At 70.9% G+C, this 19,301-nt stretch carries 16 protein-coding genes; 12 read left to right on the top strand and 4 right to left on the bottom strand.

Annotated features, from left to right (window positions below; translation table 11 throughout):
* The first annotated feature begins 65 nt into the window (after positions 1 to 65).
* The 8 genes from crtI to ypfJ are packed head-to-tail and all read left to right on the top strand — an operon-like array spanning position 66 to position 8,143.
* Positions 66 to 1,661, top strand: coding sequence for a phytoene desaturase family protein (crtI, locus tag ETAA1_RS15485; RefSeq protein WP_145239953.1), 1,596 nt, complete (start codon positions 66 to 68; stop codon positions 1,659 to 1,661).
* A gap of 42 nt (positions 1,662 to 1,703) precedes the next feature.
* On the top strand, positions 1,704 to 3,269 hold the full coding sequence (locus ETAA1_RS15480) for a phytoene desaturase family protein (protein ID WP_145239951.1): 1,566 nt from the start codon (positions 1,704 to 1,706) through the stop codon (positions 3,267 to 3,269).
* Position 3,270: 1 nt separating this feature from the next.
* Entirely contained in the window at positions 3,271 to 4,050 is a 780-nt protein-coding gene (locus tag ETAA1_RS15475) for a lysophospholipid acyltransferase family protein (protein WP_202920919.1), read from the top strand.
* Positions 4,050 to 5,138: a glycosyltransferase family 2 protein gene (locus tag ETAA1_RS15470; protein ID WP_145239949.1), complete on the top strand. Its 1,089-nt coding sequence runs from the start codon at positions 4,050 to 4,052 to the stop codon at positions 5,136 to 5,138. Before ETAA1_RS15475 ends, ETAA1_RS15470 begins: the two co-directional genes overlap by 1 nt.
* Positions 5,139 to 5,164: 26 nt before the next feature.
* Positions 5,165 to 6,154: a malate dehydrogenase gene (locus tag ETAA1_RS15465; RefSeq protein ID WP_145239947.1), complete on the top strand. Its 990-nt coding sequence runs from the start codon at positions 5,165 to 5,167 to the stop codon at positions 6,152 to 6,154.
* 60 nt (positions 6,155 to 6,214) lie between these two features.
* Positions 6,215 to 6,814 carry an esterase/lipase family protein gene (locus tag ETAA1_RS15460; RefSeq protein WP_145239945.1) on the top strand — a complete coding sequence of 200 codons (600 nt, stop codon included), beginning with the start codon at positions 6,215 to 6,217 and terminating at the stop codon, positions 6,812 to 6,814.
* Positions 6,815 to 6,835: 21 nt separating this feature from the next.
* Positions 6,836 to 7,216, top strand: coding sequence for a DUF2237 family protein (locus ETAA1_RS15455; RefSeq protein ID WP_145239943.1), 381 nt, complete (start codon positions 6,836 to 6,838; stop codon positions 7,214 to 7,216).
* A 51-nt stretch (positions 7,217 to 7,267) separates the two neighbouring features.
* Positions 7,268 to 8,143 (top strand): KPN_02809 family neutral zinc metallopeptidase, encoded by an 876-nt coding sequence (gene ypfJ, locus ETAA1_RS15450; protein ID WP_145239941.1) that lies wholly within the window; start codon positions 7,268 to 7,270, stop codon positions 8,141 to 8,143.
* Positions 8,144 to 8,262: 119 nt separating this feature from the next.
* Here ypfJ and ETAA1_RS15445 read toward each other — a convergent pair whose 3' ends face one another.
* Complete coding sequence (locus tag ETAA1_RS15445; protein ID WP_145239939.1) at positions 8,263 to 9,576, bottom strand: DUF1501 domain-containing protein; 1,314 nt, start codon at positions 9,574 to 9,576, stop codon at positions 8,263 to 8,265.
* A gap of 271 nt (positions 9,577 to 9,847) precedes the next feature.
* Here ETAA1_RS15445 and ETAA1_RS15440 point away from each other — a divergent pair, with 271 nt between their 5' ends.
* From ETAA1_RS15440 to ETAA1_RS15430, 3 genes are all read left to right on the top strand, one after another.
* A complete protein-coding gene (locus ETAA1_RS15440; RefSeq protein WP_145239937.1) occupies positions 9,848 to 11,074 on the top strand; it encodes an MFS transporter in 1,227 nt (408 codons plus the stop codon).
* A gap of 157 nt (positions 11,075 to 11,231) precedes the next feature.
* On the top strand, positions 11,232 to 12,845 hold the full coding sequence (locus tag ETAA1_RS15435; protein WP_202920918.1) for a sensor histidine kinase: 1,614 nt from the start codon (positions 11,232 to 11,234) through the stop codon (positions 12,843 to 12,845).
* 75 nt (positions 12,846 to 12,920) lie between these two features.
* The gene (locus ETAA1_RS15430) at positions 12,921 to 14,387 is read left to right on the top strand and encodes a sigma-54-dependent transcriptional regulator (protein WP_145244673.1); all 1,467 of its coding nucleotides are present in this window, start codon (positions 12,921 to 12,923) and stop codon (positions 14,385 to 14,387) included.
* Between the two features lie 75 nt (positions 14,388 to 14,462).
* On the opposite strand, the gene ETAA1_RS15425 is transcribed toward ETAA1_RS15430, so the two are convergent.
* The 3 genes from ETAA1_RS15425 to ETAA1_RS15415 all read right to left on the bottom strand — a co-directional run bounded on the left by ETAA1_RS15425 (position 14,463) and on the right by ETAA1_RS15415 (position 17,457).
* On the bottom strand, positions 14,463 to 16,538 hold the full coding sequence (locus ETAA1_RS15425) for an O-linked N-acetylglucosamine transferase, SPINDLY family protein (protein WP_145239933.1): 2,076 nt from the start codon (positions 16,536 to 16,538) through the stop codon (positions 14,463 to 14,465).
* Between the two features lie 77 nt (positions 16,539 to 16,615).
* The gene (rpsR, locus tag ETAA1_RS15420; protein WP_145239931.1) at positions 16,616 to 16,861 is read right to left on the bottom strand and encodes a 30S ribosomal protein S18; all 246 of its coding nucleotides are present in this window, start codon (positions 16,859 to 16,861) and stop codon (positions 16,616 to 16,618) included.
* A 164-nt stretch (positions 16,862 to 17,025) separates the two neighbouring features.
* Positions 17,026 to 17,457, bottom strand: a complete 432-nt coding sequence (locus tag ETAA1_RS15415) for a hypothetical protein (protein WP_145239929.1) — start codon at positions 17,455 to 17,457, stop codon at positions 17,026 to 17,028.
* 177 nt (positions 17,458 to 17,634) lie between these two features.
* Between ETAA1_RS15415 and ETAA1_RS15410 the strand changes: the two genes are divergently transcribed.
* Positions 17,635 to 19,152: a spinster family MFS transporter gene (locus tag ETAA1_RS15410; RefSeq protein WP_145239927.1), complete on the top strand. Its 1,518-nt coding sequence runs from the start codon at positions 17,635 to 17,637 to the stop codon at positions 19,150 to 19,152.
* The last annotated feature ends 149 nt before the right edge of the window (positions 19,153 to 19,301 follow it).

Below are 19,301 nucleotides of genomic sequence, written 5' to 3'. Positions count from 1 at the left end.
GCTTTCCTGTCGCATGCCCCGCTACTATTGTGTGTCCGTTCCGCCCGCCGACTCCGGACCGCCGCATGCCCTCGCTGGCCCCTGTCGATTCCCCCGTACAGCCCCTCACCGGCACCCGCCGACCCCGGAAGGTCATCGTGGTGGGCGCCGGCCCGGGCGGGCTCGCGGCCTCGTTGCTTCTCGCCCACGCCGGGCTGGACGTTCACGTCGTCGAGCGCCTGCCGCGCGTCGGCGGCCGGTGCAGCGCCGTCGAGGCCGACGGCTTCCGCTTCGACCTCGGGCCGACGTTCTTCCTCTACCCGCTGGTGCTCGAGCGCATCTTCAAGCTGGTCGGCCGCGACCTGCACCGCGAGGTGCCGATGACGCGGCTCGACCCGCAGTACCGCCTCGAGTTCGGGTCCGGCGGCCGACTCGACTGCACGCCCGACGTCGCCCGGATGAAGGCCGAGATCGCGAAGCTGGCCCCCGCCGACGCCCCGAACCTCGACCGCTACCTCGCGGACAACCGCGCCAAGCTCGACGGCTTCCGCCCCGTCCTCGAGCGCCCGTTCCTGGGCTGGAAAGACCTGCTCAGCTGGGACTTGCTGAAGATGGCCCCGCTGCTACGGCCGTGGAACTCGGTGGAGCGCGAACTGAGCCGCTACTTCGCCGACCCGCGCGTCCGCCTGGCGTTCACGTTCCAGTCCAAGTACCTGGGCATGTCGCCGTTCAACTGCCCGAGCCTGTTCTCGATCCTGTCGTTCCTGGAGTACGAGTACGGCGTCTGGCACCCCACCGGCGGCTGCGCCGCGGTGAGCGAGGCCATGGCGCGCGTGGCCGCCGACATGGGCGTCCGCTTCTCGCTCGGCGAGCCGGTAGAAGAGATGCTGTTCGACGGCCGGCGTGCGGTCGGCGTGCGCACCGCGGCCGGCGAACTGCGGGCCGACGCCGTCGTCGTGAACGCCGACTTCGCCGACGCGATGACGAAGCTGATCCCCGACCGCCTCCGCCGCCGCTGGACCGACGCGAGGCTGGAGAAGAAGCAGTTCTCGTGCTCGACGTTCATGCTGTACCTGGGCCTGGACGGCACCCAGGACGACGTGCCGCACCACACCATCTACACGTCGCACGACTACATGGCGAACCTGGCCGACATCACGGAACGGCATGTGCTCACGGACGACACCTCGTTCTACGTGCAGAACGCCTGCGTCACCGACCCGACGCTCGCGCCGGCGGGAAAGAGCACGCTGTACGTGCTGGCCCCCGTGACGCACCGGCACCCGAACGTGGACTGGAAGCGCGAGGCGCCCGCCTTCCGGGCGCGGCTGCTGCGCCAGCTCGGCAAGATCGGGCTGCCGGACGTGGAGCGCCGCATTCGCTTCGAGCGGGTGGTGACGCCGGACGACTGGGAGGCCAAGTACGCCGTCCACCGCGGGGCGACGTTCAACCTGGCCCACACGTTCCGGCAGATGCTCCACCTGCGGCCGCGGAACCGGTTCGAGGACGTGGACGGCGTGTACCTGGTCGGCGGCGGTACGCACCCCGGGAGCGGGCTGCCGGTGATCTACGAGTCGGCGCGGATCACGAGCCGGCTGCTGCTGGAGGACTTCGGGCGGGACGTGGCGTGGCTCGGGCGGCCCGGAGCGAAAGACCTTCCGGTTGCGGCGTGCGCCCGGTAGAATCGCCGCCGTTGATACGAGCTCGGAGCGAAGGAGCGGACCGTGGGCAAACGCGCGGATCGGGTTGGCGTGATCGGCGGCGGGCTGGCGGGGCTGGCGAGCGCCTGCGTGCTCGCGGCCCGCGGGTACGCCGTCACGCTGTTCGAGCGGAGCCCGTGGCTCGGCGGGAAGGCGGCCGTCCTTAGCGAAGCCGGCTTCCGCTTCGACATGGGGCCGACGATCCTCACCCTGCCGTCGGTCCTCCACCGCGTCTTCGACGAGGCCGGCCGGCCGCTCGACGACTACCTCGACCTCGTCCGCCTCGACCCGCAGTGGCGCTGCTTCTTCACCGACGGCTCGGTCCTCGACCTGGAGGAGAACGTCGAGGCGATGGCCGACCGGCTCGACGGGTACGCCCCCGGCACCGGGTCGGGTGTGGGGTACAAGGCGTTCCACGCCCTGTCGCGGCGCCTCGACCGCATCTCCCGCGAGCGCTACTTCTACCGCTCGATCGGCGGCATCGGCGACATGATCGACTGGAAGGCCGGCTTCTCGCCGAAGCTGCTCGCCGACGTGCTCTCCATGCGGATGGGTCGGTCGGTCGCGGGCACCGTGCGGAAGCACACGCCGGACGCGCGCGTCGCCCAGATGCTCGACCACTTCACGCAGTACGTCGGCTCCAGCCCGATGGCGTCGCCGGCGGTGCTGTGCGGCATCGCCCACATGCAGACGGGCGAGGGCGTGTGGTACCCGCGCGGCGGCACCCGCGCCGTGCCCGAGGCGCTGACGCGACTGGCCGAGGACCTGGGCGTGGACCTGCGCCCCGGCTGCGGCGTGCGACGCATCCTGACCGACAACGGCAAGGCCGTCACCGGCGTGGAGACGGACGCCGGCGAGGTGGTGCGGCTCGCCGCGGTGGTGTCGAACGCCGACAGCGTGCGGACGCACGCCGAGTTGCTGAAGGACACGGCGCCGGTTGCCGCTAAGAAGTTCGCCGGCCGCCGCGGCTACGAGCCGGCGTGCTCGGGCGTGGTGCTGTACCTGGGCCTCGACCGGGCCTACGACCACCTGCTGCACCACGACTTCGTGTTCAGCCGCGACCCGCACGAGGAGTTCGACTTCATCTACAAGAAGGGCGAGCCGGCGCCGGACCCGACGTGCTACCTCGCGGCGACGGCCCGCACCGAGCCCGAGACGGCGCCGCCGGGCGGCGAGGCGCTGTACGTGCTCGTTCACACGCCGTACCTGCGGCCGCACCACGACTGGAAGCGGATGCTCCCGGCGTACCGCCGCACGATTCTGGACAAGCTCAAGACCACGGGGCGGATGCCGGACATCGAGGAGCGCATCGTGTTCGAGGCGGCGCTGACGCCGCAGGACATCCACGACCGCTACCACGTGCTGAACGGGGCCATCTACGGGCTGGCGAGCCACGGCGTGTGGAACGGGGCGTTCAAGCCGGCGAACCGCTCGCCGGACGTGCGCGGGCTGTACCTCGCCGGCGGCGCGGCGCACCCGGGGCCGGGGATGCCGATGGTGCTGATGAGCGGGTGGATCGCCGCCGACGCCCTCGACCAGGACCGCGCCGCGCCGAAGGGCGCCGCCGCGCCCGAACCCGTCGGGGTGTGACGTGGCCGAGCTGCCGCGCCGCTGGCCCTGGCTCGTCCGTGGCTTTCGCCGCTACGTCCGCCGCTACGTCCGCAAGCACGTCCACGCCGTCCGGCTTGCCAAGGCCGGGTCGGCATTTCCGCCGCCGGGCGAGCCCGTCCTCGTAGTGCTAAACCACCCCGCGTGGTGGGACCCGCTCGTCGGCGTCGTCCTGTCCGACGCCTTCGCCGGCCGCGACCAGTTCGCCGCAATCGACTCGACAGCCTTGCGCCAGTACCGCGTCTTCGGCCGCCTCGGGTTCGTCGGCGTGGACACCACCTCGTTCCGCGGCGCGGCCGAGTTCCTCCGCGTCGGGCAACTCATCCTGTCCGAGCCGAACCGCGTGCTGTGGGTGACGGCGCAGGGCCGCTTCTCCGACGTGCGCGAGCGGCCGCTGGCGCTGCGGTCGGGCGTGGGCCACCTCGCCGCCCGGCTCGGCCGCGGCGTCGTGCTGCCACTGGCGCTCGAGTACGCCTTCTGGGCGGAGCGCACGCCCGAGGCGCTGGCCCGCGTTGGCGAACCCATTCGCGTTGCGGACCACGCCGGGCTCGACGGCAAGGCGTGGACGCGGCTCGTCGAGGAGCGGCTGACGCACACGCTCGACGCGCTGAACGCCGACGCCATGACCCGCGACCCGGCCCGCTTCACGACGGTCCTCGGCGGGTCGGCCGGCGTCGGCGGCGTGTACGACGGGTGGCGGCGGCTCAAGGCACTGCTGACGGGCCGGCGGTTCGACCCGTCGCACGGGGGGGAGCGGCCGTGATGCTGGCGTGGCTCTGCATCGGCCTCGCGGCGCTGCCGGCGGTGATGGCGGCGGTGAACGCGCTGTTCTTCCGCCCGCCGCCGCGTGGCACCGCGGCGTCACAGGTGTCGGTGCTGATTCCGGCGCGGAACGAGGAGGCGGGCATCGCCGCGTGCGTCGCGTCGGTGCTGGCGTCCGTCGGCGCCGAAATCGAAGTGATCGTGCTGGACGACGCCTCGACCGACCGCACCGCTGCGGTCGTGGCCGAGATCGCGGCGACGGACGCGCGCGTCCGGGTGGAGTCGGCCCCGGAACTCCCCGCGGGGTGGAACGGCAAGCAGCACGCCTGCTTCGCGCTGAGCCGACTCGCACGGCAGCCGCTGCTGTGCTTCCTCGACGCCGACGTGCGGCTGACGCCCGACGCAGTCGCGCGCCTCATCGCCTTCCGCGCGCGGAGCGGCGCCGCGCTCGTGAGCGGCTTCCCGCGGCAGGAGACGGGCACCCTGCTGGAAAAGCTGCTGATCCCGCTCATCAACTGGCTGCTGGTCGGCTACCTGCCGATGGCGGGGATGCGGTTCTCGCGTCGGGCCGGATTCGGCGCCGGCTGCGGACAGTGGTTCCTCACCGACCGCGACTCGTACGTCGCCGTCGGCGGGCACGCGGCCGTGAAGGCGTCGCGGCACGACGGGCTGACGCTGCCGCGGGCCTACCGCCGGGCCGGCTTCCGCACCGACGTGTGCGACGCGAGCGGCGTCGCCGTGTGCCGCATGTACCGCGACGCGGCCGGCGTGTGGTTCGGGCTGTCGAAGAACGCCCGCGAGGGGATGGCGGCCGCGGCGCAGCTGCCGGTGTGGACCGTGCTGCTCGGCGGCGGGCACGTCCTGCCGTGGGTCGTCGCGCCGGTCGAGCCGCTGGCGTGGGTCGCGGTGGGGCTCAGTGTCGGCTTGCGGCTCGCCACGGCGGTGTGGTTTCGGGCGTCGCTGGTGGGTGCCGTGCTGCACCCGGTGGGGGTGATTTTGTTGCTCGCGGTGCAGTGGACGGCGGCGGTGCGGCGGCCGGTCGGGTGGAAGGGACGGCCGGCGGTTGCTAGTCATAGCGACGTGGCCTGATCCTCCCCTGACGCGAAGGCGAAGCGATGTCCAAGACGGTCCGCGTGGCGGTGACCGGGGCGGCCGGTCAGGTGGCGTACTCGATGCTCGCCCGGCTCGCGTCCGGCGAGGTGTTCGGCCCCGACGTGAAGGTCCGCCTGCAGCTGCTCGAAATCACCCCCGCCCTCGGCGCCCTCGAAGGCGTCGCCATGGAACTCGACGACTGCGGGTTCGCCACCCTCGACGGGGTGGACGTGTCCGACGACCCGCTCAAGGCGTTCGACGGCGTCAACTGGGCGCTGCTGGTCGGCGCCGCGCCGCGCAAGCAGGGGATGGAGCGGAAGGACCTGCTCGGCCTGAACGGCAAGATTTTCGTGGGGCAGGGCCAGGCGCTGGCCCGCCGCGCCGCCTCGGACGTTCGGGTGCTCATCGTCGGCAACCCGTGCAACACCAACTGCCTGGTCGCGTACAAGAACGGCAAGGACATCCCGCACGACCGCTGGAGCGCGATGACGCGGCTCGACCACAACCGGGCCGTGTCGGCGCTCGCCAAGAAGGCCGGCGTGCCGAACGGGGCGGTGTCGAACGTCACCATCTGGGGGAACCACTCGAACACGCAGTTCCCCGACTTCACGAACGCGAAGATCGGCGGCAAGCCGGCAACGGAGAGCATCACCGACCGGGCGTGGCTCGAAGCGACGTTCGTGCCGGCGGTGCAGACGCGCGGCGCGGCGGTCATCAAGGCGCGGGGGCTGTCCAGCGCCCTGTCCGCGGCGAACGGCGCCATCGACCACGTCAAGACGTGGCTGGCAGGCACGGCGGCCGGCGACTGGACCAGCTCGGCGGTCATCTCGAAGGGCGAGTACGGCGTGCCGGCGGGGCTCGTGTTCGGCTACCCGTGTACGACGACGAACGGCTCCCCGTGGCAGGTCGTCGAGGGGCTGAAACACGACGCCTTCGGCAAGGAGCGGCTGAAGATCACGCTCACCGAACTCCTGGAGGAGCAGGACGCGGTGAAGGAACTGCTGCCGAGCTGATTCTGCTGCCGCTTGCGGCTTCGCGCTGCGAGACGCGAAGCCGCAAGCGGCGGACTCCTGATGCTCATCCTCCACGTTCACGGCCTCGGCCGGAAGCCGCTGTCGATGCTCGGCCTCGCGGCGGCCCTCCGCCGCGCCGGCCACCGCACGCGCTTCTTCGGCTACTCCCCGACGCTCGAATCCGTTCCGCGCATCGTCGCCCGCCTCGCACGGCTGATGCGCCAACTCCGCGGCCCCGTCGGCCTCGTCGGCCACTCCCTCGGCGGCCTCTTGCTGCGCCGCGCCCTCGCCGACGTGCCTGCCCTGAACGTGCGGCGGCTCGTGCTCCTCGGCTCGCCGAACCCGCCGGCCCGCGCCGCAATTCTTGCCTCGCGCTTCGCCCCGTTCCGCTGGCTCACGCGCGACTGCGGGCGCTTCCTCCGCTCGTCCGAAGCCGTGCCGGTGCCGACGGTGCCGTACACCCTCGTCGCCGGGACCGCGGGGGCGACCGGGCGGTGGAGCCCGTTCGGGAACGAACCGAACGACGGCCTCGTAAGTGTGGCCGAGACGCGGATCCTGCCGGCCGACGAACCGCTGCTCGTGCCCGCGCTGCACACGTTCCTGATGGACCACCCCGCGGTGCAGTCGGCGGTCGTCGCGGCTATGATAACCCGGTCGTAATCACCGCCGCCGAGGGACATCATGCCGAACGCCAAGAACGTGTTAGGCGGGCCGCTGAAGACGTGCTCCACGAAGCCACTCACCGGGTTCTACCGCGACGGGTGCTGCAACACCGGTCCCGACGACGAGGGGCTGCACACCATCTGCTGCCAGGTCACCGCCGAGTTCCTCGCCTTCCAGCAGCAGATCGGCAACGACCTGAGTACGCCGTTCCCGCTGTTCGGCTTCCCCGGCCTCCGCCCCGGCGACCGCTGGTGCGTCTGCATCACCCGCTGGAAGGAAGCCTTCGAGGCGGGGATGGCGTGCCCGGTCGACCTCGAAGCCACGCACATGCACGCCCTGGAGTTCGTCGACCTCGACGACCTGAAGCGCTACGCCGTCGCCCAGCCGGCCGGGAGCTGAGCGGCGCGCCGGTTGCATTGCGGCCAACAACTCACCACCGGAGGACGACAGATGCAGTGGGAAGGCGGCGACGAGAGCTCCAACGTCGAAGACCGGCGCGGGATGGGCGGCCTCGGCGGCGGCGTGGCCCTCGGCGGCGGCAGCATCGTGCTGGTGATTCTGGGTCTGATCTTCGGGGTGGACCTGAGCGGCTTCCGCGGCGGCCAGCGCGAGACGCGGCAGGCGGCCGCCCCGATCAACGACAAGACCAAGAAGTTCGTCTCGGTGGTGCTGAACTACACCGAAAAGGTCTGGGACGAGCAGTTCCGCGACCCGAAGAACGGCTACGCCGCCCGCCGCGGCTACCAGAAGCCGAAGCTCGTGCTGTTCTCCGACGGCGTGCGCACCGGCTGCGGCGACGCCCCCTCGTCGGTCGGCCCGTTCTACTGCCCGGCGGACGAGACCGTGTACCTCGACCCGACCTTTTTCGAGGAATTGGAGGCGAAGCTGGGCGGGTCGAAGGCCGAGTTCTCGCAGGCGTACGTGATCGCCCACGAGGTCGGCCACCACGTGCAGAACCTCCTCGGCTACTCGGCCCGCGTCGACCAGCACCGCGGCAAGCGCGACGAGAAGCAGTACTCGGTGCGGCTGGAGCTCCAGGCCGACTACCTGGCCGGCGTGTGGGCGCACCACGGGAACAAGAAGTTCAACTTCATCGAGGCCGGCGACGTGGAGTCGGCCATCACGTCCGCGAAGGCCATCGGCGACGACCGGTTGCAGAAGAAGTCGCGCGGGTGGTCGTCGCCGGAGAGCTACACGCACGGCACGTCGAAGCAGCGGGTCCGCTACTTTACCGAGGGGCTGAAGTCGGGCGACGCCACGAAGGCGCGACTCGATCGCTTCTTCACGGTGCCCTACGACCAGCGCACGGGCGAGCTGGCGGAGTGAGGTTATGCGTTTCGCCGCTTGCGGCGTAGCGTCCCCACGCTTCGCCGCGAGCGGCGAAACGAGAGCGGCCGCCGGGGTCACCCCCGGCGGCCGCTTGGCTTCTAACCTTCAGCCCCGACTCAGCTCACCAGGTCGGTGATCCACGTCGGCTTGTCGCCGGCGATGTAGTACGGCCGGCCGAGGTTGTCGCGGACCGACGCGTTCGTCTCGGGCGTGGGGTCGATGCCCAGGCCCTTGTAAAGCGTCGCGTACAGGTCCAGGATGCCGACCTTCTTGTCGGTCACGTCCATGCCGTCGGCGCTGGTGGCCCCGTAGGCCATCCCGCCCTTGATGTTACCGCCGCCCACCACCACGCTCCAGGCGCGGGGGAAGTGGTCGCGGCCGGCGTTCTGGTTGATCCGCGGCGTGCGGCCGAAGTCGCCCATCCACACGATCACGGTGTCCTGCAGCTTGCCGCGGTCCTTCAGGTCCTTCACCAGGGTGCCCATCGCCTTGTCGAGCGTCGGCAGGCGCTGGTTGGCGAGCGTCGGGAAGATCTGGTTGTGCATGTCCCAGCCGCCGAGCTCGATCTGGACGCAGGCGGTGCCAGCCTCGACCAGCTTGCGGGCCAGCAGGGCGGCGCGGCCGAAGCCGTTCGCGCCCGGGCCGGCGGCGCCGTACTCCTCCTTCAGGGCGGCGGAGATGGGCTGGCCGTTGGCCTCCTTGTCAAGGCTGAACACGTCCTTGCGGGTGGACACGACCATCGCCAGGGCCTTCTCGTACACCTCGCGGTGGGCGCGGGCGGCGTCCATCGACACGTTCGAGGTGAACCCGCCCTCCAGCCGGTTGAACAGGGCGGCCCGGCGGAGCATGTCGGCGCCGTTCGGCGGGGACACGTTCTCGGGCGGCGAGCCGGCGTTCTGGACGGTGAACGGGGCGTACTTCATGCCGAGGAACCCGGACTCGCCGCGGGTGCCGCCGACCGAGATGAACGCCGGCAGGTCGGCGTTCCGCATGGCCTCGACGTCCATCCCCTGGTAGTAGCTCAGGACCGAGCCGATCGACGGGAACGGGGTGAGCGGGTTCGGGGAGCGGCCGTGGTTCATCAGGTAGGTGCCGCGGGCGTGGTCGCCCTCGGAGGTGCTCAGCGACCGGATGATGGACAGGTCGCGGAACTGGGCGCCGACCTTCGGCAGGTGCTCGCTGATCTGGACGGCGCTGCCGGCGGCCGTGGCGCGGGGGCGGTGCTCGCCGCCGTTGGCGTTGCCCGGCTTCATGTCCCACAGGTCGATCGTCGTCGGGCCGCCGCTCATCCACAGGATGATGAGGCTCTTCTGCCGCCGCCGCATCGTCTGAGCCTGGGCGCGGAGACCGGTCAGGAACTCCAGGCCGGGGGCGGCCACGGCCGCCCCCGCCATCGCGTGCTTGATGAAGTGACGACGGTCGCTGGACATCTGGAACTCCCTGGGCTGTCGCCGGTGGGTGAGCGGCGAAGGTCGTGTGAAGGCGAGTGTATCTCGGAAGGTCGGCTCGTGCAACCGGTTGTGGCGGGTTTTACCGGTCGGCTGGCGGGCGGGAGAGCCGTTCTACAGGGTCAGACGCCACGCGCCGACCGAAGTTCCCGATTTCCCACGCAAAGTTCGCCCACCGGTCCGGGTTAGCGCGAACCCTGCTAGCCGGTATCCCTTCCGTATGGGGTTCCGGCCCCGCCGCCGTGAGGGTTAGATGGCCGACCGCGCTCCCGCCCCGCCGCTGACCCGTTCCGAGTGGGGGTTGCTGCTCGTACTGGTGGCTGTGCAGTTCACCCACATGGTCGATTTCGTCATCATCATGCCGCTGGGGCACCGGCTTCAGCAGGAGCTCGGCATCGACCCGGCGCAGTTCGGCTCCGTGGTCGCGGCCTACGCCTGGGCCGCGGGCATCGCCAGCCTCGTCGCCGCGTCCGTCATCGACCGGTTCGACCGGCGGACGGCCTTGCTGGCGCTGTACGGCGGGTTCGCGGTCAGCACGCTACTGTGCGGCCTGGCTCGCGACTACGGCGAGCTCCTGGCCGGGCGGACGCTCGCCGGCGTGTTCGGCGGGCTGGCGGCGGTGACGCTCATGGCCGTCATCGGCGACGTCTTCCCGCCGGAGAAGCGCGGCCGGGCGAGTGGCGCCGTCGTGTCCTCGTTCGCCGCCGCGTCCGTGCTCGGGTTGCCAGTCGGCCTCAAGTTCGCCGAATTGTACGGCCGCGGGGCGCCGTTCGTCGTGCTGGCCGGCTTTAGCGGCCTGGTGTGGCTGGTCGCCTGGGTGCAACTCCCGCCCGTACGAGGACACATGGGGGGGCCGCGGCGGCACCCGGTGGCGGAGTTCAACGCGGTGGTCCGCGTACCGAACCACCTCTGGGGCTTCGCGTTCAGCTTCTTCCTGGTGCTGGGCACGTTCACCGTCGCGGCGTTCATCGCCCCGGTGTACACCAGGGCGAACGGCTGGAGCGAGGGGACGCTGGCGGGGATTTACTTCGTCGCCGGGCTCTGCACGCTCGTCGGCACGAACGTCGTCGGCCGGCTCGCCGACCGCTTCCCGCGGCTGGCGCTGTTCCGCGTCCTGGCCGGCGCGGCGATGGTGATGGCGGTCGTGGTCGGGTACGTCACGCAGGTGTCGTTTTGGGGCGGCGCGGCGCTGGTCAGTGGGTTCATGGTCGCGGCGGCCGGGCGGATGGTGCCGGCGCAGGCGATGCTGCTGGGGGCGAGCGCGCCGGCGACGCGCGGCTCGTTCATGAGCCTGAACACGGCTGTGCAGCACGCCGCGACCGGGCTCGCCCCGGTGCTCGCCGGCGCCATCCTGACGCGATACCCCGACGGCTTTCCGGTCGTCGGGTGGGTCGCGGCCGGGACGGCGGCGGTGTCGCTGGTCCTGGCCGGGAAGCTGAAGCCGGCCGCGGCCCCGGTCGCCCCCGCCGCGGCCGCGTGAGTCGGTAATTCCCGCCGGTTCGGCCCGTAAAAATTGCTCTGGGCGTGTAAGAACGCTCCTGGTAGAGTCCCCGCCGCGCCGCCGGTACGGCCCCACGGACGGGGCCGGGCGGCCGGCGCGCCCGCGGTACTGCCGCGGCGGCATGGAGGCTCACCCCGTGGCGCGTCCCCGGCGGTTGCGGCACAAGCTGATGCTCGGCCTCGCCCTGGTCGTGGGGAGCGTCGGGCTGCTGCTCGGGGGCACCCTCTACGGCCTCACTGCGTACCTCCGCACCGTCCGCGTCACCGAGCGGAAGCTGTGCGAGCTCGAGAACATCAGCGTCGTCCTCGTCCACCTCACCGGCCTCCAGCCGGCCCAGTTCAGCGACCCGGCCACCGAGCACCGCGAGCTGTCCGGCCAGGTGGAGCGTGCGACCATCCTGTCGGGCGTGTACCGCACCGAACTCAAGCTCACGCAGTCGCTCGGGCTCGACCCCGAGGGCGGTGAGGACGAGACCACCCTGCTCGACCGCTTCGACGCGGCGCTGGGCAAGCTCACCGCCGCGCTGAAAAGAGTGTCGGGCACCCGGGCCGGGGATGAGGTGCTGAAGTCGGTGCGCGAGGACCCGGACGTCCGCGAGGCCTACGACGAGGCGAACCTGCTCGGGCAGAACATCCGCCACGCCATCGTCGGCGACATCGGCCGGTCGATCCGCGAGTCGAACAGCACCATCCGCCGCAGCCTGTGGGTGGTCGGCTTCTCGACGCTCCAGATGCTCATCATCGTCGCCGCGCTGATGGTCTACTTCCGCGAGTGGTTCTACACCCCGATCCGCGAGCTGCAGGCCGGGGTGCAGCGGGTCCACGCCCAGGACTTCACCCACCCGATCGTGCTGACCACCCGCGACGAGTTGCAGGAACTGGCGACCGAGTTCAACGCCATGACCGCCCGGCTGGGGGCCGTCCACCGCGACCTCGTGCAGCAGGTGAACGACCGCAGCCGGCAGCTGGTCCGCAGCGAGCGGATGGTGTCGGTCGGGTTCCTCGCCGCCGGCGTCGCCCACGAGATCAACAACCCGCTGGCCAGCATCCTGTTCTGCTCGGAGGCGCTCGAGCGCCGCCTCGCCGACGCCGTCGCCCACGCCCCGCCGGCCGACGCCGAGGTGCTGACGCGCTACCTGAAGATGATCCAGCAGGAAGCCCTCCGCTGCAAAGAGATCACGCAGAAGCTGTTGGACTTCAGCCGCACCGGCGAGCGGAAGCGCGAGGCGACCGACATCGCCGGCCTCGTCCGCGGCGTGCTCGAAGTCGCGCGGCACCTGCCGAACTGCCGCGGCAAGGCGATCACGTTCGACCCGCAGGGCTACGTCGTCGCGCCGGTCAACGCCCAGGACCTCAAGAGCGTCATCCTCAACCTCGTGGTCAACGCCCTCGACAGCATGGACGAAACGGGCGCGCTCGCCATCCACCTCGGCACCGCCGACGGGGCCGCGGTGCTGTCGTTCGCCGACACCGGCTGCGGCATGACGGAGGAGACGTTGCAGAACATCTTCGAGCCGTTCTACACCCGCAGCCGGACCGGGAAGGGGACCGGCCTGGGGTTGTTCATCAGCCACCAGATCGTGGACCAGCACGGCGGCCAGATCCAGGCGACGAGCGCGGGGCCGGGGAAGGGGAGCACGTTCACCGTGCGCATCCCCCTGGCGGACGCGGGCGACGTGACCGCGCCCGGGGTGCCGGGCGAGAGCGACCCGGCGGCGATCCTGCCGTTCCCGGGCAAGCGCGCCGCGTGACCGAACACACCTTGACGTGACAGCGTGCCCCTGGTCTACGGGGGCGGACGGCGAATCAGGAGATGGCTTGTGGCGATCCCGACTCCCGCACACCACCGGCTCCGGCTGCTGTTCGTCGACGACGAGCAGCACCTGCGGGAGTTCATGAAGACCGAGCTGCCACGGCTCGGCCACGAGGTCACCGTCTGCCCGGACAGCAAGACGGCGCTCGAGGTCATCAAGAAGGCCACGTTCGACGCCGCCATCCTCGACATGCGGATGGAGCACGACAAGGCCGGGCTCACCGTCCTGGCCGCGCTCAAGCAGGCGTCGCCGGACACCGAAGCCGTCATCATGACCGGCTACGGCAGCACCGAAACCGCCGTCGAGGCGCTGCGGCTCGGGGCGTTCGACTACCTGACCAAGCCGTGCAAGCTGGCCGACATCGAGGCGCTGCTCCTCCGCATCCAGGAGAAGCGGAAGCTGAAGCACAAGGCGGCCGCGCTCGAGACGCGGGTGCAGGCCGCCGAGGGGCCGGGCGGCCTCATCGGCACCAGCCCGGCGATGCTGCCGGTGCGGCAGTTCGTCGAGCGGATCGGGCCGACCGAGGGGCGCGTCCTCATCACCGGCGAGACGGGCACCGGCAAGGAAGTGGTGGCGCGGGCGATCTACACGCAGAGCCAGCGGGCGGACATGCCGTTCGTGCCGGTGAACTGCGGCGCGCTGACGCAGACGCTGGCCGAGAGCGAGCTGTTCGGCCACAAGCGCGGCTCGTTCAGCGGCGCGGAGAAGGACCGCAAGGGGCTGTTCGAGGTCGCCAACGGCGGCACGCTGTTCCTCGACGAACTCGGCGAGCTGGACAAGAACATCCAGGTGAAGCTGCTCCGCTTCCTGGAGGCGGGCGAGATCCGGCCGGTGGGGTCGAACGAGCCGATCATCGCCGACGTGCGGGTGATCTCGGCCACGAACCGCGACCTGCGGCAGATGGTGGCCGAGGGCACGTTCCGCGAGGACTTGCTGTTCCGGCTGAACATGTTCCACATCCACCTGCCGCCGCTGCGCGACCGCAAGCCGGACATCCCCGACCTCGCCCGGCACCTGCTGGCGCGGGCGGCCAAGCGGCCCGTCGAGGCGGTGGCCCACCTGCTCGGCCACGACGTGCTCGGCGTGCTGATGGACGACTACTGGCAGGGGAACGTCCGCGAGCTGGCGAACGCGATGGAGTACGCCTGGATCATGTCCGGCGGGCAGCCGATCACGCCGACGCACCTGCCGCTGGCGAACCGCACGCCGCGAACGCCGGCGCGCCCGGCGGCCTACGAGGCGCCGGCCGCGGTGCCGTTCCCCACGGCCGTGAGCACGGGGTACCACCCGCACCCGGCTCACGTGCCGAGCAGCAGCGGCAAGACGCTCGCGGACATCGAGATGGAGTACATCCTGCAGGTGTACGCGAAGAACAACTCGAACAAGCAGGCGACCGCCGCCGAGTTGGGGATCAGCCTCAAGACGCTGTACAACAAGCTGCACAAGTACGAGGAAGAGCGGCAGCAGCGGGCGGGGTGAAGGTCACCGAAATGTCGAGCGGCCCGCGTGAGCGGGCTGGTCCGCGGCGCCTCGTTCCGCCGCGGACCAGCCCGCTCACGCGGGCCGCTCGCCTGCGCCGATCGTGTTCGCCCAGGCCTCTCGGTACGCCGCCTCCAGGTGCCGCACGTACCGCGGCGCGTCGGTCAGCGGGCTGGCCGTCATCATCTCGCGCAGCGAGCCGCGCAGGTCCGCGAGGGCGGCCCGCTGGTCGGCCCAGCTCGCGGCCAGTTCCACCAGCTTGTCCGACGAGTCGGCCACGAACTCGGGCAGGCCCAGGTTCGTCAGGATGCTCGCCCCCTGCCGACTCCGGTAGTCGGTGCCGGCCACGGTGAGCACCGGCACGCCCATCCACAGGGCGTCGCACGTCGTGACGCCGCCGTTGTACGGGAAGGGGTCGAGGGCCAGGTCGATGGGCTGGTACGCCTCCAGGTACTCGGCCGCGGGCAGCCGGTACACGATCTCCAGCCGGTCGGACACGATGCCGTGCAGGGTGAAGCGGTCGGCGATGCCGCGGGCCGCCGCCGAGGAGCGGCCGGCGAGCAACACCAGCCGCGACTTCGGCACCGCCTTCAGGACGCGCGACCACGCCGCAACGCAGGCCTCCGACAGTTTCGCCGGGTTGTTCAGGCAGCCGAACGTGAACGACCGGCCGGACAGCCCCGGCAGGGCGTTCGGCTCCGGGGCGTTCGCCGGCGGGCGATACGCCCAGGCCACCTCCGGCAGCCGCAGCACGCGCTCGGCGTACTGTTCGCCGGACTCGCTCGGCGGGTCGGCGACCGGGTCCGACACCTTGTAGTCGATCGCCTTGAGGCCCGTGGTCGCGGGGTAACCGAAGAGAGTGATCTGAACCGGCGCCGGCTTGCGGGCGAAGACCAGGAGGCGGTTCCCGGCGGTGTGGCCGCTGAGGTCCACGAGGACGTCGATCTCGTCGGCCGCGATCAGGTCGGCGACCTGGGCGTCGGGGAGGTGCGTGATCGGCCGCCAGCCGTCGGCGAGGCGGCGGAGGCGGTCCGTGGTGTCGTCGGCGCGCGTGACGTTCGCGTAGCCGGTGACGTGGACGCGGTTGCGGTCGTGGTGCGTGAACAGCGTCTCGATGAACGCGGCGACGGTGTGCTGGCGGAAGTCGGCCGAGACGTAGCCGACCTTCAGCCGCCGCTCGGGCGACGCGTCCACTACCCGCGGCGGCGGGCCGAGCAGCGCGTCGGCGTACCGGCCGGTCCAGTCGGCGTGGGCGTGGAACAGGTCGTTCGCGTCGTGGCCCGAGCTGTAGCAGAGGGCGAGGAGTCGGTTGCTGTCGGTGCGGGCGTCGGCGCGGAGGGACAGCGCCTTGTTCAGCGCGTCGAGGGCTTCCGGAACGCGGCCCTGTTCGGTGAGGCTGGTGCCGAGGTTGCTCCAGGCGTCGGCGAAAGTCTCGCGCAGCTCGATGGCCCGGCGGTACTGCTCCTGCGCCTCGTCGGCGCGGCCCAGGGCCTCGAGCGCGACGCCCAGCGAGTTGCAGGCGTCGGCGTAGTCGGGCCGCAGCCTGACGGCGAGCTCCAGCTCCGGGACGGCGTCCTCGTAGGTACCGCTCCCGGCGAGCGCGAGGCCGAGGTTGTGGTGGCCGCGCGGGTCGTCGGGGCAGCGGGCGACGTACTCGCGGAACACGCCGACGGCCTCCGCCGGCCGGCCGAGACGGTACAGGGCGTCGCCGAGCAGGTTGTAGGCGTCGGCGAGGCCGGGGTCGATCGCCACGGCACGCCGGAAGCAGTCCACGGCCGTGGGCCAGTCGCCGGCGTCGGACACGGCGAGGCCGAGGTTCAGGAACGCCCGCGGGTGGTTGGGGTCGATGCGGACGGCGTGCTGGTACGCGGCGGCGGCGTCGTGCGGCTTGCCGAGCTTGCGGAGGAGGTTGCCGAGGTTGAAGTGGGCGTCGAGCTGGCCGGGGTTGACGGCGATGGCGTCCTGGTACAGCTGCGTGGCCGTCACCAGGTCGCCGCGCTTCGCCGCGAGCACGCCGAGGTTGACGAGCGCCCCCGGGTGGGCCGGGTTCATGTCGAGGACGCGCCGGTAGCCGGGCTCGGCGGCGGCGAGGTCGCCGGCCTGGTGGAGGCGGACGGCCTCGGTGAAGGCGGCGTCGACGTGCGCACTCACAGGCTCACTCCATGAACCTCCGAAAGTGGCGAAAGCCCGGGGGGTCGTCCCCGGGCTTCGCGGCGCTCACGGGCGACTCACTCGCCGACGTACGGGAGCAGGCCCATGAACCGGGCGCGCTTCACCGCCACCGACACAGCCCGCTGGTACGGGGCACAGAGCCCGCTCCGCTTGCGGCTGTACAGCTTGCCGTGGCTGGTGATCAGCTTCTTGAGGTTCCCCACGTCCTTGTAGTCGACGAACGTCGGGCGGGGGCAGCCTTCTTTCGTGCAGAACCGGCAGCGGCCCTGCTTGCTCTTGCCGAGATTCTTCGTTGCGACCATGTCACCAACCAGGGGGCCGGAACTGGGAAAGTGACTTGATAGGAACTCGGCCGCGGACGGCAACCCGGCTGAGGGACTTAGGGGCCGTGGGACACAGGGACGGCGGGACAAGATTCGAGATCTTGTCCCGCCGTCCCTGTGTCCCACGGCCCCTAAGTCGCAACTCAGGCCATCCCCAGGTCGCGCTTCAGGGCGGTGTACCAGTCGCTGAACCAGCCGGTCTTCACCTTGTTGTTGCCCGACTCTTCCATGACGGTGATGATCATCTTCTTGATCTCGCGGTCGTTCTTCTTCCCCTGCATCTTCCGCTTGGTGTTCTGGAAGATCAGCTCGAACTCCTTCTGGTCGACCTTGCCGTCGTTCCCGGCGGCGGTCTCGACCTGATCCTTGACCTCGCGGAGGATCGAGCTCTCCAGGATGTAGTTGCTGTCCTCGCACACCGACGCCAGCGCGCCGCGGGCGCTGTCGATGTTGACGCCGAGCTGGATGGCGATCTGGAGGATCTCGCGCTCCTCGCTCTTGTCGATGTACTTGTCGTCGTACGCCCGCAGCTTGATCTCGTTCGTGAACCGCTTCTTGATGTCGTCGATCGACATGGCCGGGCTCCAGTGGGGGGGTGGACTGACCGGGTATTCGCGGCCGGCCCGCGGGTATTCCGCGGGCGCCGGATTTTTTCCGCGCGTGCCGGTACGGGGTCGTTATCGACGTGGGGCCGATTATACGGTAGCGTAGCCCCGCCGATCAACTGTCCGCTTCCGAACAGGGGTAGGGTCATGCCGGGCGTGCCGACGGGCGGGACCGGGCCGCGGGAGCCGGTGCCGGGGGCGCGGGCCGCCCTGCTGCTGCTGCTGGCCATCAACCTGTTCAACTACATCGACCGGCAGGTGCTCTCGGCCGTGCTGCCGATGCTGCAACTGGACGCCGCCCTGTTCGACCCCACCGACCCCGACCTGAACTTCAAACTCGGCATCCTCACCAGCGTGTTCCTGGTCACGTACACGATGTTTTCGCCGGTGTTCGGGTGGTTCGGCGACCGCGGCTCGCGGTGGCCGCTGGTCGGCATCGCGGTGATCGTGTGGAGCCTGGCGAGCGGCGGGTCGGGGCTCGCCGGCGCCTACGGGATCATGGTGCTGACGCGCTGCCTGGTCGGCGTCGGCGAGGCGGCTTACGGGCCGGTGGCCCCGTCGATGCTCTCGGACATGTACCCCGTGGCCGACCGCGGCAAGGTCATGTCGTGGTTCTACCTGGCGATTCCGGTCGGGAGTGCGCTCGGGTTCGTGGTCGGCGGGCTGGTGGCGGGCGCGTTCGGCTGGCGGATGGCGTTCCAGGTCGTCGTGATACCCGGGTTGATCCTGGGCGGCCTGTGCTTCCTGATGCGCGACCCGCGCGTGCACCTCGCGCCGGCTGCGGACGCACCGAAGGCCAGGTCGCCGGGGTATCTCGCGGTCCTCCGCGAGCTCACCGGCGTGAAGTCGTTCGTCCTCTGCTGCGCCGGCATGACGTGTACCACGTTCATGCTCGGCGGCGTGGCGGCGTGGGCGCCGACGTACATCTTCCAGCGCGAGGCCCGCTTCGCCCTGACGCCCGCGGCGGTGACCAAGCTGGAGGAGCTGAAGGCCAGCGACGAGTCGCGGGTGGTGCCGGACGAGGTGACGACCCGGCTCCGCAGCGTGGCCGGCGAGAAGGAGTACGACTTCCCCGCCTTCAAGGCGCTGCTGCTGGAGCTCCTGGGGCCGGACCGGCTGCGGCAGTACGGCGAGCGGGTCTACGAGGCGGCCCCGACGGCCGACTCGGCGACGGTCGGCGGCGTGAGCACCCGGTTCGGCGCCATCGTCGTGCTGTCCGGGTTGGGGGCGACGCTGCTCGGCGGCTGGCTCGGCGACAACCTCCGGGCGAAGGGCGTGCGCGGGGCGTACTTCCAGGTCGCCGGGTGGGGGACGGTGCTGTCGTTCCCGCTGTTCGTGGCGATGCTGTACGTGCCGTTCCCGTGGGCGTGGCTGCCGCTGTTCGTGGCCGTGTTCGGCCTGTTCGTCAACACCGGCCCGGCCAACACGATCCTGGCGAACGTCACCCGCGCCGACATCCGCGGGACCGCGTTCGCCATCAACATCTTCGTCATCCACATCCTCGGCGACGTGATCTCGCCGCCGCTGATCGGCCTGGCCGCCGACGCCTGGGGGCTGACGACGGCGTTCCTGGCCACGTCGGTGATGATCCTCGCGGGCGGCATCTTGTGGGTGGTCGGGGCGCGCTACCTGGACGCCGACACGGCCCGCGCCGCGAGTTCGTGAAACCATTCGGGCGCGGCGGCGTCGTAACTGTACCGCCGGCGCCGACGGGGCTCCGGGCACTGCGGGGCGGCAAAAATTGACCCCGACCCCCGTCTTTTCGCTGGCGTTCGCTCCGGTTTGCTCGTAACATAGGCTCTTAGAGCCCGTCA

Source organism: Urbifossiella limnaea (genome assembly GCF_007747215.1).
Taxonomy (GTDB): domain Bacteria; phylum Planctomycetota; class Planctomycetia; order Gemmatales; family Gemmataceae; genus Urbifossiella; species Urbifossiella limnaea.
Note: the sequence above shows the minus strand (reverse complement) of the source record. Positions and strands in the feature narration are given on the sequence as shown.